Source organism: Stenotrophomonas sp. P5_A9, assembly GCF_056400525.1.
In genome coordinates, this window is record NZ_JBFULC010000002.1 from 53,728 (window position 1) to 69,441 (window position 15,714).

Sequence of the window (15,714 nt, forward strand, 5' to 3'; positions counted from 1 at the left end):
TGCCGTAGCACCGGCACCTGCCGCCGTCTCCCCCGACTGGATCTCCCTTTGAACATCGCGCCCGTCCACCTCGACACGCCTCCTGCCCTCGCCCGCCTCACCGCCGGTGGCTTCAGCATCGGGCTGGAAGCGCCGCTGGACAATGACTGGACACCCGGCGGCGAGCGGGCACGGCGCAACAGCGGCCGCCTTCCCGGCGAACCGGACATGCAGCGCCATGCCGAGCTCGGCCGCCTGGTTGACCGGCTTGGCTTCCGTGCCCTGTGGATCCGCGACGTGCCGGTCTACGACCCGTCCTTCGGCGATGCGGCGCAGGTGTTCGAGGTGTTTGCCTACCTCGGCTATCTCGCCGGGATCACCCGCGACATCCTGCTTGGCACTGCCGCGGTGGTCCTGCCGATCCGCGAACCGCTGCTCACCCTCAAGGCCGCCGCCACCGTGCAGCAGCTCAGTGGCAACCGTCTGCTGCTGGGCGTGGCCAGCGGCGACCGACCGGTGGAATACCCGCTGTTCGGACGCGATTTCCCCGGTCGCGGCAGCAACTTCCGCGATCAGGTGGCGATGCTGCGCGACCACGCGCGTACGCGCTTGCCCGAGCCGCTTGATCTGCTGCCCCGACAGGCATCGCCGCTGCCGCTGCTGGTGGCCGGCCTGGCCCAGCAGACGCCCGCGTGGATCGGCCAGCACATGGACGGCAGCCTGGCGTTTCCGGGGACGCCGGAGATTCACGCGCAGCGCGTGGCCGCATGGCGTGCCGTCGCCGGGAACAAGCCCTACGCCAGCTTCATCCATCTTGAGCTGGACGCGCGTCCGGATGCACCCATGCAGCGTTGGCGGTTCGGCTTCAGTGGTGGTCGCCACGCGCTGATCGCCGAACTGCAGGCGATGCGTGCCGCCGGCGTCGATCACATCGGCCTGCACCTGCGTCGCAACCAGCGCCCGCTCGAGGAGACGCTGCATGAAATCTCCGAGTACGTGCTGCCGATCTTCCATTCCCCGGCTGCAGCGCCTGAATCAGCAATCGCATCGATCGCGGTGCCAACAGCGGCATGAACCCACGCGCCGCTGCCCCTCCTTTCCCCTTCTCCCCCGAGACACGCATGCGCATTTCCGTTCCCACCCCGATGGGGTTTGGCACCGCCCCGCTGGGCAACATGTACCGCAACATCCCCACCCAGGAAGCTCTGGATACCGTCGAAGCCGCCTGGCAGCAGGGCATCCGCTACTTCGATGCCGCGCCCATGTACGGCGCCGGCCTGGCCGAGATCCGCCTGGGGCAGGCGCTGGCGCACCATCCGCGCGACGCCTATGCGCTGAGCACCAAGGTCGGCCGCCTGATCCTGGACGAGGTGGAAGACACCACCCGGCGCGACCTTGGCGAGAAGGGCGGCCTGTTCGAACACGGCCTGCCCAACAAGATCGTCTACGACTACACCGCCGACGGCACGCTGCGCGCGATCGAGGCCAGCCTGAAGCGGTTGCAGACCGACCGCCTGGATATCGTCTGGATCCACGACCCAGCCAAGGATTTCCACGGCGAGACCTGGCACGAGGTGTTCGACGTTGCAATGAACGGCGCCGCCAAGGCGCTGACCCGCCTGCGCGAGGAAGGCGTCATCAAGGCTTGGGGCCTGGGCGTGAACCGGGTAGAGCCGTGTGAGATGGCATTGCAGCAATCTGATCCCGACGGCTTCCTGATCGCCGGGCGTTACACGCTGCTCGACCATGCCGACGCCCTCAGGACGCTGATGCCGGCCAGCGCTGCGCGTGGTCTGGGGATTGTCGTAGGTGGTCCGTACAACTCGGGCATCCTGGCCGGCGGTGCGCACTACGAGTACCAGCAGGCCACCCCGGAGATCCTCGCCCGCGTGGCGGCATTGCGCGGCGTCTGTGACGCGTACCAGGTTGACATCCGCGCGGCCGCACTGCAGTTCTCGCTGGCCCATCCGGCCGTGGCGGCGGTCATTCCTGGGGCGAGCCAGCCCAGCCGCATCGCCGAAAACCTTGCCCTGGCCGCTGCGGTGATTCCGGCCGGTTTCTGGCAGGAGCTGCGTAAGCGGGGATTGATCGCGCAGGAGGCGCCGCTGCCGCAGGGAGGCTGACGGGCCTCAGCCGGGCTGCACGGCCAACGCCCTCCCTCGTGCACGGGCCGCGTCCACCGCCTGATCGACCAACGCGTGCCATCCACCCACTTCAAGCGCCTCGATGGCCGCCTGCGTCGTGCCTCCCGGCGAGGTCACGCGCTGCCGCAGCTGCGCAGGTGCCTCGCCGGACACCTGCAGCATGCGTGCGGCCCCCAGCAGCGTCTGTACTACCAGCGCGCGGGCGTTCTCAGGCGACAGATCACGGGTGCAGGCCGCCTGCTCCAGCGCCTCGGCAAGCAGATACAGATATGCCGGGCCACTACCGGCCACGGCGGTGACGGTGTCCATCTGCGATTCCTGTTCCAGCCACACGGTGGCACCTGCACCGATGAACACCGCTTCGGCCTGGACGCGCGCTTGGACACCAAGCGATGCCGCCGCATGCAGCCCAGTGATACCCGCACCAATCGCGGCGGGCTGGTTGGGCATGCTGCGCACGATCGTGTCGATGCCCAGCCACTGCTGCAACTGTGCGTGGGTGATGCCGGCCATGATCGATACGATCAGCGGACGCACCTGCGCGGCAACGCCAGCCAGCGCTTCGCAGGCCGCGTGCGCCACTTGCGGCTTCACCGCCAGCACCCACAGCGGTGCGACAGCGGCGGCCTCGGCGCCATGTTCGAAAACGCGCACGCCCAGGTCCTCCGCCAACGACTGACGAATGCCAGGCACGGGATCGGCGACTGCGATCTGCAACGGCTCACGCCCCTGCGCAAGTAAGCCCTCGATCAGGCAGCGCGCCATGTGCCCGCCACCGATGAAGGCGATCTCCGCAGCGGCCGTCACTGCGGCCGCTCCGCGCCCAGCTGCGCATGCAGCCAGTCCAGCACGCGCTGCTGTACATCGCGGCCGTGTGCGGTTTCAAAGAACCAGTGCGGCCCGCGCGGATAGGTGACCATCTCCACCGGCGTGCCATTGAAACGCAGCGCGCGGTGGAACATCTGCCCTTGCGAGAGCGGCACACGCTTGTCCTGCTCGCCGTGCAGGATCAGCACTGGCACCTTGACCCGGTCGGCGTAGCGGATCGGCGAGTGCGCGTCATAGGCGGCGCGGTTGGCCAGCGGGTCGCCGAAGTAGCCGGGCAGATAGTCGGGGGTGTCGGTGGTCAGCGCCATCGCGCCGATGTCGATCACGCCGGCGCCGACGATCGCGGTCTTGAAGCGATCGCTATGGGTCACCGCCCATGCGGCCAAGTAACCGCCGTAGCTCCAGCCGCCGATCGCCAGCCGTTGCGGGTCGACCACACCCTCCTTTTCCAGCATGTCCACGCCATCCAGGATGTCCTGGAAATCCCCACCGCCCCAATCGTTGCGCGCCATCTCGGTGAACGCATGGCCGGCGCCTTCAGAGCCACGTGGGTTGGGCAGGAACACCGCATAGCCGTGCGTGGCCAGCAGTTGCGCCCAGTCGTGCCACGAGCCCAGCCAGCCCGACCACCACGCCCACGCCGGGCCGCCGTGGCCCTGCACGAGGGTGGGCAGCGGCGTGCCGCGTTCCCAGCCTGGCGGGGTGACCAGCAGGCCGGTGATGGGCAGGCCGTCGCGTGAGGAGGTCCAGGTCAGCTCGCGCACCTGTCCGTGGGCCCAGCCGGCCACTTCCGGATGGTGTTCGGTGCGTGCGCCCAGCGTGCCGCCGTTCTCCACCCACACCTCCGCTGGCTGCGCGTCGCCGATGCCGATGTACGCGCTGCGGCCGCTGGCGGTGGTGGTGAAAGCGGCGTACGGAATCTGCGGGCGCGCCACTTCCTGCCAGCGGCCGGTCGCCGCATCCAGCTGCAGGAACGTGCCGCGCACGCCGCGTTGGCCCAGGCCGAGCAGACGGCGGTCGTCCTGCCAGCGCGCCAGCCACAACGTGCCGTTCCAGTCCGCACCAAGCACCACGCGCTTGCCCGTGGCGATCTCGTGCACGGTCACGTCGGCAACCATGCCGTGCTCGCCCAGGTGTCCATAAAGCAGCCGACTTCCATCCGATGACCACTGCAGCGGATGGGCCGAAGCACGCGGTTCCAGCACCTGCCCCAGCGTGCCGGTGGCGGGATCGACCAGCACCACCCTTGAGCGGTACCAATAGTCGTTGAGAGTGGCGCCATCGGACACGCGCAGCGCAAGCGTGCGCCCGTCCGGCGACCAGGCCAGGTCGTGGACCTGCAGGCCGGGTGCGGTCAGCGCGCGGGTGTCGCCGCTGCGCAGCTCGCGCAGCCACACCCGGGTGAACGACGCAGGACGCTCGACCACTACCGCATCGTCCTTGGCGGCGCGTGCAGCGACGGTGGCGGCAGCATCTGCGTCCGCAGCCAGATACGCCACGCGCGTACCGTCGCGCGACACCTCGAAGGCGCTCACCGCACCGCTGGCGCGGGTGAGCGGCGTGGCTGTGTCGCCGCGTGCGTCGATGCGCCACACCTGCGCATCGGCCAGGCCGGGATGTGCGTCGGCGGCCGGTAACGTCCGGTTCGAGATGAAATCCAGATGCCCGTCGGCACTCCAGCGCGGATGCTCGTCGCTGACGGTGTCGGGGGCACTCAGTTCGTGCGCGGGCGACGTGCCACTGGCCGCTACCCGCCAGATCCGACTGCGCGGCGGCTTGCCCTCGGCCTGCGGCGTGCCGACCGTGTAGGCGATCCACGCGCCGTCACGGTCGATCTGCGGGTCGGCAACCGTGCGCAGCGCCATGATCTGTGCCGGGGTCGGCGCCACCGGTGCCTCCTTCGTGGCGGCCAGAGCGGGCAACGAGGCGGCGAGGCACAGGCAGGCGGCGAGAATCCGGTGCGGCGTCAGCGTCATGCGGGATGTCCTTGCAGGGTGGGCAGCAACAGATGCTGGCGCACCCATTCTGCGCCGCGGGCGATGGCATCGCGCGCCGTGTCGGACACGGCCATCGCTTCGATGAAGCTGTGCGGCGCGCCCGCATATACCTGCGTTCGGGTCGGTACGCCGGCCTCGGCCAGACGCTGCGCCATCGCGGCGTTCTGCTCGGCCAGTACATCGCGATCACCCCACAGCAGCAGCGCGGGGGGCAGCGCGTGCAGCGGCGCATGCAGCGGCGCCATCAGCGCACCGGTTTGCTGCGCGGCATCCGGCCCGAGATAAGCGGCCCAGAACTCATCCATTTCCGCGCCGCTGAGCATGTCGTCCGACCCGCCCAGGGTCTGCCGCGCCGTATCGGACAGGGTGGGCGTCCATGCGCCGTAGTTGAGTACCAGCGCCCGCACACGGGCGTGCTCGTCGCGCTCACGCAGTCGCAGTGTGGTGGCCACGGCGAGATTGGCGCCGGCCGAGTCGCCGCCCAGCGCCAGGCGGTCAGTATCGATGCCGATGTCCGCACCGTGGCTGCGCACCCAGTCCAGCGCGATGAGCGCCTGGTCCAGTGCGGCCGGGTACGGATGCTCGGGGGCCAGGCTGTAGTCGATCGCCACCACCGGCATGCGGGCAGCGGCGGCGTACTCGCGCAGCAGGCGGTCATGCGTATCCAGCCCGAACAGGCACCAGCCGCCACCGTGCAGGTACGCCAGCGCGGGCGAAGGCGTGGCGGCCCCCTCGTGCGGGAACAACACGCGCACGCCAAACGGCCCGTGCGCGGAGTCCAGTCGCACATCGATGACCTCGCGCATCTGTGGACCGCCGGTGCGCCACGGCTCGCGGGCCTGTGCGGCGATCACCCGGCGTTCGGGCCACCCCAGTTCGCGTCCGCCACGCAGCCGCGCGCCTTCGCGGCAGACGCTCTCGATGAAGCCACGGATCTGCGGATCCAGCGCGTCCAAGCTGCGGCTCATGCGCGCTCCCCGGCAAAATCGCGCATCCAGTCCACCAGCGCGTGTTCACCATCGGCCTGCAGGCCCAGCAGCAACTGCGCGAAATCGAACGGCGCCTCGTCCTGGCCCAGCTTGAAGGTGGCGCGCACTTCGCGCACCACCCCGCACAGCGAACTCACCCCGGTCGCCAGCCGCGCATAGCGCTCGCCCATCTCATCCAGCGCCCAGGCACGCGGGCGGCCGGCTTCCATCTGGGTGATCAGCGCATCCAGTTCGGCGCGGATGTCGTGCGCCTCTTCGCTGACCGCCACGTCCAGGTCGAACACGGCAGCGGCATAGTTCCAGCTGGGGGCCTGGGTACGGTCGTCCAGCCAGCTCGGTGACACATAGGCATGCGGCCCCATCACCAGCGCCTGCGCGCGACCGTCGCGCTGCAGCCGCGCCACGTGCGGGTTGCGGCGTGCCAGATGTCCGCGCAGGGCCACCAGCTGGCCGCTGGCATCGCATTCGGCGCGCAGCGGCAACGGCGTGAAAGCGGCATCGTCGCCCCCGGCCGACACCAGCCAGGCGAAAGGTTGGGCGGCAAGCAGGTGCAGTACGTCGTCCTCGCTGCGCGCGGCGTAGCGGCTGTCGCGGGCGTGTCCCATCAGTCCATCTCCTTCAATGCGGTGGCCACGGAAACCGTCGGCCAGCGGTCGCGCCACGGCGCGACGCGTTCGAGTTCGGCGGCCAGCTGCAACAGCAGCGGCTCCTGCCCGCGGTCGGCGGCAAACTGCACGCCGATCGGCAGGGCATCGGCCTGGCCCAGCGGCAGTGAGATCGCCGGCGTGCCGGCAAGGTTCTGCAACGGGGTGTAGCTGATCCAGTCGAACATCGCCGGCATCAGCGCGTCGAAATCGCGGTCCGGTGCCAGCTCGCCCAGCAATGGCGGCGGCGTGCGCAGCGTGGGCGTCAGCAGCACATCGAAATGCTGGTGGAAGCGGTTGAACGCGGCTGGCAGGGCGGCCAGCGTGGCGTAGGCCTGCTCCAGCGCGGCCACGTCGCAGTGCGTGCGGTGATAGCGCGCCAAGCCGTGCGTCCACGGCTCCAGCGCCCGCGCAGCGAAGTCTTCACCGCCCTGCGCCGTCGCCACCTCCACGGCATCCTGCCCAAGCCGCGACCACAGCGTGTACAGCGCCTGCCAGACCTCGGTGCCCGGCAGCGGATAGTTGGTGGCCTGCACCTCGTGGCCCAACGCCGTGCACAGTTCGACCACCTCGGCGAGCACGGCAGCCACCGCCGGATCGGGTGCAAGCCCCGGCAGTGCGCCGCTCACCACGCCGATCCGCAGGCGTGCCGGCGGCCGTGCCAGTGCGTCCAGATCCAGCCCGGCGTGCGGATGCGCGGCCGCAAACGCCCAGGCCGTATCGCGCACGCTGCGCGACATCAGGCTGTCGGCCACGATCAGGTCTTCGATCGCGTGCCGCCCGCGCACCGCCACGGTGGTGCCACGGCCGGGTTTCAATCCGACCACCCCGCAGGCCGAGGCGGGAATCCGGATCGAGCCGGCGCCATCACTGCCATGCGCCAGTGGCACGATGCCCGCCGCCAGCGCCGCCCCGGCACCGCCGCTGGAACCGCCCGGCGAATGCGCCGGTGCCCACGGATTACGTGTGACCGGGCCCAGCAGCGGTTCGGTCGAGCCCATCAAGCCAAACTCCGGCATGCAGCTCTTGCCGATGGCCACCAGCCCGGCTGCATCGAAGCGCTGCACGAATGGCGAGGCGTCGGTAGCCGCCACCCCACTGCGCGAGCGCGAGCCGCCCCGCGTGGGCATGCCCGGATAGCGCAGCGAATCCTTGGGCAGCCACGGCACGCCGGCCATCGGCGCGCTGCGGTCCACGTGACCGGCCCGCACCAGCGCCGCATCGAAATCCGTATGGCTGAGCGCACCCAGCGCCGGGTCCAGATGGCGGGCGCGGACGATGCCGGCAGCGGTGAGTTCGGTGGGCGAGAGGTCGCCACGACGCACCAGCGCGTGCTGGTCGTGCGCATCCAGCCGACCCAGCTGCAATGCGTGGGTCAGGGGAAAATCATCAAGCGTCATGCGGGGGTGTCCTGCACATGCCGGCGCGCGCGGCGCTGGCCATAACCGAGATAGAGGAAGGCGCCGACCAACACGTAGACCAGCAGAATGGTGGCCGGCAACGTGTCGCCACGGCGCACCTGCGCGTACATGTCACCGAGCACCGGGGCCATCATCGCCAGACACATCACGATGCCCAGCACCGGCACCACGCCGATCCAGGTGCGGCCGATCCACACCCCGCCGAGCGGCACGCGGAAACCACCGCGCAGGTCCGGACGGGTGGAGCGCAGCCACATCACCGCGATGCACACCACGATGAAGGCCGAGGCGATGCCCAGGCAGATCAGGTCGCCGAGGATGCCGATCGGCAGCAGCGCGGCCAGCACCGCACTGGCCGTGCCGAACACCACGCTGGCCAGCCACGGCGTACCCAGGCGCGGATGTACGCGGGTGAAAAACGCCGGCAGCAACCCATCGCGGGCGATGCTCAGGCTGATCCGCGACGCGCCGTACGCGTTGGCCAGCAGCACCGAGCCCAACCCGGTCAGCGCACCCACCTTGATCAGCACCGCAAAGCCCGGCCAGCCGATGCGGTCCACCGCCAGCGCGACCGGATCGGGCACGCCAAGTTCGCGGAACGGCACCAGCCCGGTCAGCACCGCACCGGCGGCGATGTACAGCACCGTGCACACCACGAGCGAGCCGAGAATGCCCACCGGCACATCACGGCGCGGGTTGCGCGCTTCGGCCGCTGCCATCGACACCGTCTCGAAGCCGAGATAGGCGAAGAACAGCATCGCCGCCGCGCGCATCACCCCGGGCCAGCCGTAGGCGAACCCGCCTTCGTTGGCCGGCAGGAACGGATGCCAGTTGGCGGTGTCGATGAACTGCGAGCCGACCCCGATGAAGGCCAGCAGCACCGTGATCTTGATCAGCACCAGCACCAGGTTGGCAAACGCCGACCGCCCTACCCCGGCAATCTGTACCGCCGCGGCCGCCAGCACGGCCAGCGCGGCCACCACATTGGCGCCACCACTGAAGGACAACTGCGTGTGGCCGCCCAGCTGGCTGGCGATCACGCTGGAGGTGGCCAGGGCCATGGGCACCTGCACATGCAGATCGCCGAGCAGGCTGGTCAGATAGCCGGAGAACCCCGCCGCCMCCGCGGCGGCCGCCAGCAGGTATTCTAGGATCACCATCCAGGCCAGCGCCCACGCCGCGCCCTCCCCCAGGGTCACATAGCAGTATGAGTACGCCGATCCGGACACCGGAATCACCGAGGCCAGCTCGGCGTAGCACAACCCGGTGAAACCACAGGCCAGCGCCGCCAGCACGAACGCCAGCAGCACCGCCGGCCCGGCGAAGCTGGCCGCCGCCGTCCCGGTCACCACGTAGATGCCCGCACCCAGGATGTTGGCCACCCCCAGCACCAGCAGGCTGCCCGCGCCAAGCCGACGGTGCAGACCGGCGCGCTCGCCATCGGCCACCACCGACTCCAGCGTCTTGCGGCGGGCCGCAAGCTGCCAGCGCCCGATCGAACGTTCGTCCACCCGACCCGTCCCGTCCATGCTGTCAGTAACGCCAGTGAACGGTGAGGCCGTAGGTACGCGGCCGCACCAGGCCTTCGCCGATGCCGTTGGTTTCGGTCACGCTGCGGGTGATGCCGCGCTTGTCGGTGAGGTTGCTGCCGAACAGGGTCACATCGGTGGTACCGAAGGTCATCCGGTAGCGCAGGTCGAACAGGTTGTAGTTGCCCTGCCGGTTCGGCGTCACCCCGGGAACGGCCGAGTTGAGATCGCTGATGCCACCGCCCACGTACTGGTGGGAGAGCGACAGCGTGGGATCGAAGCGCGCATCGAAGTGGTAGGTGAGCAGGTTGCTCACCGTCCAGTCGGCCGAGCCTGGCAGCTGCGAACCCGCCGGCGCGGTGCCGTAATACAGAATCAGTAGGTCTTCATCCAGCCGCGCGTGCTGCCACGTTGCCGAAGCCTGCCAGTCGAACGCATCCACCGGGCGCCAGGTCGCGGAAAGCTCGACGCCACGGCTGTAGGCCTTGCCGCCGTTGCTGGCGTAGTTGAAGAAGTCCGGCGTCTGCAGCCGCAACTGGATGTCTTTCCAGTCCACGTAGAACAGCGTGGCGTCCAGCAGCAGGCGACCACCGGCCCAGCGGGTGCGCGTGCCCAGCTCGTAGTTGATCAGGCTGTCGCTCTTCGACCCCGACGGCACCGGATAGGTACTCAGGCCGGCCGTGTTCGGCTCGCCGAAGCGGAAGCCCTCGGACACCAGTCCGTAGACCATCACATCGTCGGTCGCCTGCCAGGTGAGCGACACCTTCGGATTGAACCCGTCTTCCTCGGTCTGCTGGGTGGACACGATCGGCGCGCCGGGATAGGTCGAGAAGCCTTCCTGCGTGGTGGTCGTGCGCACCTTGTTGCGGAACAGGCGACCGCCCACGGTCAGCTTCCACTGTTCGTTGAGGTGCAGGCTGGCTTCACCGAACAACGCCGCCTCCGAGCCGCTCAACCGGGTGCCGAAGCCGTTGAAGATCTCCCCGTCCGGCGCGATCACCGCACCGCTGCCCGGGCCGTACAGCGGCGAGCGGTCGAAGGCACCGGCCGCGCCCCGCGCACCGAGCGTCTCGTACAGGCTTTTGTCCGAATCGAAGTACATCCCGCCCACCAGCCAGTCGATGCGGCCACCGGGCTTGGACGACAGGCGCAGCTCGATGCTCTTCCCCCGGCTCTCGCCGCCGGAGGCGATGTACAGCGGCGCGGTCAGGCCCAGGCCCAGGTCGGCGTTGTAAGCGCCGCGCACCGGGGTGTAGTCGAAGCGCCAGTCCTGCTGTTTCTTCTGGTAGGACAACAACGCGGTGAGGTCGGCGACGCCCAGGTCCTGGTCCAGACGCAGGCTGTGCACGGCCACCTTGGTGTTGGTGAACTCGGGCAGCGCGGTCTTGCGCTCCAGGTCGCCCAAGCCAACGATGCGGTAACTGTTGTCGTCGCTGTCGGTGTTCTGCAGCAGGCTCAGCCAGGTCAGCGTGGTGCCTTCGCTTGGGGTGAGCACCACCGACAGGCGGCCGCCCTCCACGGTGCTGCTGTTGGACCCCTTCTTGCCGGTGCCGATGTTGTCCAGGAAGCCGGGCGCATCGCGGTACTGCGCCACTGCGCGCACGGCGAGCAGGTCTTCCTTGATCGGCAGGTTGACCATGGCCTTGGCCGAATAGCCCACGTCCGCATTCTTGGTCTGGCTCACCGTCGCTTCGGCGGCGGCATCGAAGCCACTGCTGTCGGCCACGTTGGCCACGTAGTTGATCGCACCGCCCATCGAGGCCGAACCGAACAACGTGCCCTGCGGGCCGCGCAGCACCTCCACGCGATTGAGGTCGAACGCATCGATATCGGGGATCGCGATCGTCCAGCCCGGCTCAGTCAGCGGCACTTCGTTGAGGAAGTAACCGGTGGTCGGCTGGCCCTGCACATTGCCCGAACTGGTGGCGATGCCGCGCATCACCACGTGCGACACGCCCGGCTGGTAGTTGTTGAACACCACGCCCGGGGTGCGCTGGATGTAATCGGCCAGCGACTGCGCGCCGATGTCCTGCAGTTGCTGGTCGGTGACCGCCGAGACGGAGCCGGCGATCTCGCGCACCGACTCCTTCAGCTTGCCGGCGGTGACCACGATGGTGTCCAGGGTCTTGGCCGGGTCCCCGGAGGCAGGGGCGGCGTCCTGCGCCCAGGCGGGTGCGCTGGCGATCAGGCCCAGGCAACAGGAAACACGGATGGCGCGGGTCAGCTTGCGTACGTGGAGATGCGACGACATTGGCACGGTCCCCCGAGTGGCGATGGATGACGCTACCGGCGGCTGTCTGCGCGGTGGCGATCACGGCTGAGGTCGAGTGAAAGTGAAAAGGGCTATCGCTGTCCAGCAGAAACGACGGGGCACTAACTGGCGCCAAACCATTGATTGCCTTATGGTTATCTGGCGCAAAACCGAAGATCCGGCCGATATCGCAGGTGAATTACGCAGAATCTGCGGCACTGGCCCTCAAATAGCGAACAACCTGCGGTGCATGCCGCCTCCCGGAGTTCCATGACTGCCAAGGCCCTCGATCGCACCGACCTGAAGATCCTCGACGTGCTGCAGCAGGACGCGCGCATCACCAACCAGGCGCTGGCCGAGCGCGTGGCTCTCTCGCCCAGTGCCTGCCTGGCGCGCGTGCGCACCCTGGAGACCAAGGGACTGATCCGTGGCTATCGCGCGCACGTGGCGGTGGACCGCATCCGCTCGGTCACGGTGGTGCTCGCGCTGGTCACCTTCAAGCAGCACGTGCTGGAAGAATTCACCGCCTTCGACCGCCGCATACTGGCCATGCCCGAGGTGGTCGAGGCCTGCCGCATCTCCGGCGCGTCGGACTACCTGCTGCGGGTGATCGTCAACGATGTGCACCATTGGAAGGACATCGCCCGGCTGCTGCTCGGCGGCGACTACGGCGTTGAAAAGATCGTCTCGCAGTTCCTGATGGACGAAGTGAAACCCTTCAGCGGCTATCCACTGGTGGATGCGTCGTCGAGCAAACGCAGCGGGTGAATGTGCGCCGTGCACTGGACCTGCACGTGCGTCCGCTGCACCATGCCTGCATGCGTATCGACCACCTGATCCTGCCGGTTTCCGATCTCGCCGCCGTGGCGGCGTACTTCCGCGATGTGCTGCAATTGCCGGTGGACGGTGATCGCGTGCAGGTGGGCTGGAGCACCTTGCAGCTTGTTCCTGCGGGCGAACTGCCGGTCGGCGGCGTGCATCTTGCCTTCAACGTGCCACACAACCGCTTCACCGAAGCCACCGCGTGGCTGGATGCACGCGCCACGCGCCAGCGCAATGCCGAGGGCCAGGAACACTTCACCTTCGAAGGCCGCTGGGATTCGGAATCGATCTACTTCACCGGCCCCGACGGCCTGATCCTGGAGCTGATCGCACGCCGGCGCCTGCCCGCGTCGGCGCTGCACGGCGCCTTCCACGGCAGCGAGATGACCTGCATCAGCGAGGTCGGCCTGCCGGCGGTGTCCGTTGCTGTCACGCAGGCGCGGATTGAAGCCACGTTCGGCCTGGAACCGCTGTCGCCACCAACGCCCTACTTCGCGCCGATGGGCGATGACGAAGGGCTGCTGATCGTGGCCGACGTTACCCGCCGCTGGTTCCCCGAGCAGCGCTCGCTGCCCAATGCACGGGGCGTGCAGGCGCGGTTGAGCGGCGTTACGGCCGGCGCCGAACTCATCGACGCTGCGCTCGGTTGGCGCATGTATTCGGCCTGATCCGACGCTTACCAGCTTCCCGATGCGCCGCCACCGCCACTGCGTCCGCCACCACCGGACCAACTGCTGGACGAACTACTGGATGAGCTGTTGGACGAACTACGCTCGTCATTGCGGCGCGAGCCGCCGCCGCGTCGCCGGCCCTTGCCGCCCTTCTGGGGCCGCTGGTGCAGTGCCATCACCAACGTCCAGGCGAAATACAGAACGAACGTGCCCGCCACCAGCATCACCGTACCGGCGTCACTGCCCATCTTCGCGAAGGTACGCTGCACCAGCCAGACGAAGCCTGCGGTCAGCATCGACAGGAACACCAGCCGTGCGAAGAAGCCGATGCGCCCCACCCGCCAACTGGAGCGCAGCGCGAGCACCAGGAACGTGATCACCATCCCCACGAAGGCCAGCACGACCACTGCTGCGATGTGCAGCGCCAAGCTGGGCAGGGGGCGACCGGACCAGAGCCATGCGATGTCGCCCGCGACACAGGCGACCAGCAGCGGACCCAGCGCCCAGCGCGATGGCCCGTTGTCCCGCCATAGCCAACCGAGCACGGCAGCCATTGGCACCAGGAAACCCATCGCGATGGCCAGCGCCGGGGTCGCACCCGGGCTCAGCAGCGCACAGGCCAGCGCGCCGATCGCCACCGCACCCGCCATCAGCAGCGGCCGCATCCACCAGCGCCGCACAGGCGCCTTGGCGTCCACTGCGGGACGTCGCGGCCATAGCCCCAGCAGAAAGCCGGCCAGCAGTGCGAGCGCCACGATGCTGTCGCCCCGCCGCCAGTCCTGCGGCAGCCGGGTCACGTGGGCATCGGCATCGTCGCTGGGCGGCGGCAGCGCCTCGCCATCCACCAGCCGCACCAGCAGCGCACTGCCGTCGATCAGTCCTTGGGCGGGCTCACCCTCGCGTAGACGCGGGAGGATGGCCTGGTCGATGATCCGCTGAGCGTAGGCATCCGGAATCGCGCCTTCCAGCCCATAGCCGGTCTGGATGCGCACACGGCGGTCGCCCATGGCCAGCACCAGCAGCACGCCGTCATCCACTCCCTGGCGGCCAATCTTCCACTGGTCGAACACCCGTAGCGCGTAGGCTTCGATGCCGTCCTCGCCGGTGCTGTCCACCACCAGGATCTGCAACTGCGCACCGCGCCGTGCCTGCAGGTCCAGCGCCTGCGCGCGCAATTGCGCGGTCTGGCTGGCGTCGAGAACGCCAACCGTGTCCACCACCGGGTCATGCAGTTCGAGAATCGGCGTGGTTGCGGCCAACGCCATTACCGGCAATAGACACAGTACCCAGGCCCATCGCCACAGTCGCTTCATCCTGCTCCCCATCGCCGCGTCCGGTTGCATGCTGGGGGCGATGCTACGCGATATGCGGAGCGGGCCTCACGCTTCCTCGTCCTGGCATCCCGGCGTCTGATTCTGGACGCAGCATTGAGCAAGGGCCACTTTCCTCATTGACAGCCTTGCCAAGGCTGCATGACGCCGTCGCGCACGCCTTACACCACCCGCTACCCGCGCTCACCCATCGCATTGAGCCAGGCGTGCTTGAGGAAGTCGCGCACCGCCTGGAAGCGCGGCGTGTCGTACAGCGACCGGTGCGTCCACAGCCACACCTCCTGGCTCAATGCCGGCGCATCGCGCACGCGCACCAGCCCGCCCACGTGCTGCGCCACCGTGCACTCGATGACCCCCAGCCCGCCACCTGCAGTCACGCCATCCAGCACACCCACCGAATAGTTGCAGCGCAGCCACGGGCGGTTGGCGCCGGGCAGCGTGCGCAGCCAGCGCTCCACCTCGAACTCCACGCGCGGCTCGTCCAGTCCCACGAATTCCAGCTCATGCCACGCCTGGTTGGCAATCGCCGCCTGCCGCCGCGCGGCGTAGGCCTGGTTGGCGTACAACGCGTATTCCACACGGCCTACGCGGTCACCGCGCAGATCCGTCGTGTCGGGCGGACCGTAGCGCAGCAGCGCGTCGGCCTCGCGGCGGGCCAGGTTGTAAGGCTCGCGCGAGGTGAGCACCTCCACGCCCAGGCCGGGGTGCTGGCGATTCAGTCCGGGCAACAGGGTGATCAGCAGGAAGCTGGCCCATTCGTCGGCGTTGATCCGCACCGTGCCCACCAGCTCCTTGGGCGTATCGGCTTCGCGGGCGATCTCGTCGGCGGCCTCCTCCATCTGCTCGGCCAGCGCAAACACCCGCTGCCCCAGCTCGGTGGGGATGCAGCCGGTGGACGTGCGCTCCACCACCTTGCCGCCCAGCCGCTCTTCCAGCGCATCCAGCCGGCGCGACAGCGTGGCCGTGCTCATGCGCGCTGCCTTGGCGGCTTCGCGCAGGGTGCCGCCACGGACCACCGCGAGCAGCACCATCAGGTTGTCCCACGGAAAGTGTTTCATATATGAAACGGCCGCCTACGATATTGGGGGTTTTTCACCATTTTTGAAAC

13 protein-coding genes are annotated in these 15,714 nt (G+C 68.7%); 4 read left to right on the forward strand and 9 right to left on the reverse strand.

The annotated features are described in order from the left end of the window. Positions 1-48: 48 nt before the first annotated feature. Entirely contained in the window at positions 49-1,053 is a 1,005-nt protein-coding gene (locus AC1DR7_RS01015) for a TIGR03571 family LLM class oxidoreductase (RefSeq protein ID WP_457318513.1), read from the forward strand. 47 nt (positions 1,054-1,100) lie between these two features. Then, a complete protein-coding gene (locus AC1DR7_RS01020) occupies positions 1,101-2,102 on the forward strand; it encodes an aldo/keto reductase (RefSeq protein WP_457318512.1) in 1,002 nt (333 codons plus the stop codon). A gap of 6 nt (positions 2,103-2,108) precedes the next feature. Here the strand turns inward: AC1DR7_RS01020 and proC are convergent, their stop codons facing one another. From proC to AC1DR7_RS01055, 7 genes are read right to left on the reverse strand one after another with little or no spacing between them, the layout of a single operon-like run. Continuing rightward, complete coding sequence (gene proC / locus AC1DR7_RS01025; RefSeq protein ID WP_478051074.1) at positions 2,109-2,930, reverse strand: pyrroline-5-carboxylate reductase; 822 nt, start codon at positions 2,928-2,930, stop codon at positions 2,109-2,111. Further along, positions 2,927-4,927 (reverse strand): S9 family peptidase, encoded by a 2,001-nt coding sequence (locus tag AC1DR7_RS01030; protein ID WP_457318510.1) that lies wholly within the window; start codon positions 4,925-4,927, stop codon positions 2,927-2,929. Before AC1DR7_RS01030 ends, proC begins: the two co-directional genes overlap by 4 nt. Next, positions 4,924-5,916, reverse strand: a complete 993-nt coding sequence (locus tag AC1DR7_RS01035; protein ID WP_478051072.1) for an alpha/beta hydrolase — start codon at positions 5,914-5,916, stop codon at positions 4,924-4,926. The genes AC1DR7_RS01030 and AC1DR7_RS01035 overlap by 4 nt, the downstream gene beginning before the upstream one ends. Further along, positions 5,913-6,542 carry an FMN-binding negative transcriptional regulator gene (locus tag AC1DR7_RS01040; RefSeq protein ID WP_457318508.1) on the reverse strand — a complete coding sequence of 210 codons (630 nt, stop codon included), beginning with the start codon at positions 6,540-6,542 and terminating at the stop codon, positions 5,913-5,915. The genes AC1DR7_RS01035 and AC1DR7_RS01040 overlap by 4 nt, the downstream gene beginning before the upstream one ends. Then, the gene (locus AC1DR7_RS01045; protein ID WP_457318507.1) at positions 6,542-7,981 is read right to left on the reverse strand and encodes an amidase family protein; all 1,440 of its coding nucleotides are present in this window, start codon (positions 7,979-7,981) and stop codon (positions 6,542-6,544) included. The genes AC1DR7_RS01040 and AC1DR7_RS01045 overlap by 1 nt, the downstream gene beginning before the upstream one ends. Then, entirely contained in the window at positions 7,978-9,531 is a 1,554-nt protein-coding gene (locus tag AC1DR7_RS01050; protein ID WP_478076364.1) for an amino acid permease, read from the reverse strand. Before AC1DR7_RS01050 ends, AC1DR7_RS01045 begins: the two co-directional genes overlap by 4 nt. A gap of 4 nt (positions 9,532-9,535) precedes the next feature. Beyond that, a complete protein-coding gene (locus AC1DR7_RS01055; protein ID WP_457318505.1) occupies positions 9,536-11,782 on the reverse strand; it encodes a TonB-dependent receptor in 2,247 nt (748 codons plus the stop codon). Between the two features lie 270 nt (positions 11,783-12,052). Here AC1DR7_RS01055 and AC1DR7_RS01060 point away from each other — a divergent pair, with 270 nt between their 5' ends. Both AC1DR7_RS01060 and AC1DR7_RS01065 read left to right on the forward strand, forming a co-directional pair. Then, entirely contained in the window at positions 12,053-12,550 is a 498-nt protein-coding gene (locus tag AC1DR7_RS01060) for an Lrp/AsnC family transcriptional regulator (protein WP_312237919.1), read from the forward strand. 50 nt (positions 12,551-12,600) lie between these two features. Next, positions 12,601-13,272, forward strand: coding sequence for a VOC family protein (locus tag AC1DR7_RS01065; protein ID WP_478051080.1), 672 nt, complete (start codon positions 12,601-12,603; stop codon positions 13,270-13,272). An 8-nt stretch (positions 13,273-13,280) separates the two neighbouring features. Here the strand turns inward: AC1DR7_RS01065 and AC1DR7_RS01070 are convergent, their stop codons facing one another. Both AC1DR7_RS01070 and AC1DR7_RS01075 read right to left on the reverse strand, forming a co-directional pair. After that, the gene (locus AC1DR7_RS01070) at positions 13,281-14,588 is read right to left on the reverse strand and encodes a TPM domain-containing protein (RefSeq protein WP_457320827.1); all 1,308 of its coding nucleotides are present in this window, start codon (positions 14,586-14,588) and stop codon (positions 13,281-13,283) included. 191 nt (positions 14,589-14,779) lie between these two features. Then, on the reverse strand, positions 14,780-15,664 hold the full coding sequence (locus tag AC1DR7_RS01075; RefSeq protein ID WP_256774774.1) for a LysR family transcriptional regulator: 885 nt from the start codon (positions 15,662-15,664) through the stop codon (positions 14,780-14,782). Positions 15,665-15,714: the final 50 nt, after the last annotated feature.

Excerpts from the sequence above, each read along its gene's own strand:
- AC1DR7_RS01020 (WP_457318512.1), top strand. The coding sequence starts at position 1,101 with ATGCGCATTTCCGTTCCCACCCCGATGGGGTTTGGCACCGCCCCGCTG.
- AC1DR7_RS01030 (WP_457318510.1), bottom strand. The coding sequence starts at position 4,927 with ATGACGCTGACGCCGCACCGGATTCTCGCCGCCTGCCTGTGCCTCGCC.
- AC1DR7_RS01035 (WP_478051072.1), bottom strand. The coding sequence starts at position 5,916 with ATGAGCCGCAGCTTGGACGCGCTGGATCCGCAGATCCGTGGCTTCATC.
- AC1DR7_RS01040 (WP_457318508.1), bottom strand. The coding sequence starts at position 6,542 with ATGGGACACGCCCGCGACAGCCGCTACGCCGCGCGCAGCGAGGACGAC.
- AC1DR7_RS01045 (WP_457318507.1), bottom strand. The coding sequence starts at position 7,981 with ATGACGCTTGATGATTTTCCCCTGACCCACGCATTGCAGCTGGGTCGG.
- AC1DR7_RS01055 (WP_457318505.1), bottom strand. The coding sequence starts at position 11,782 with ATGTCGTCGCATCTCCACGTACGCAAGCTGACCCGCGCCATCCGTGTT.
- AC1DR7_RS01060 (WP_312237919.1), top strand. The coding sequence starts at position 12,053 with ATGACTGCCAAGGCCCTCGATCGCACCGACCTGAAGATCCTCGACGTG.
- AC1DR7_RS01065 (WP_478051080.1), top strand. The coding sequence starts at position 12,601 with ATGCGTATCGACCACCTGATCCTGCCGGTTTCCGATCTCGCCGCCGTG.
- AC1DR7_RS01070 (WP_457320827.1), bottom strand. The coding sequence starts at position 14,588 with ATGAAGCGACTGTGGCGATGGGCCTGGGTACTGTGTCTATTGCCGGTA.
- AC1DR7_RS01075 (WP_256774774.1), bottom strand. The coding sequence starts at position 15,664 with ATGAAACACTTTCCGTGGGACAACCTGATGGTGCTGCTCGCGGTGGTC.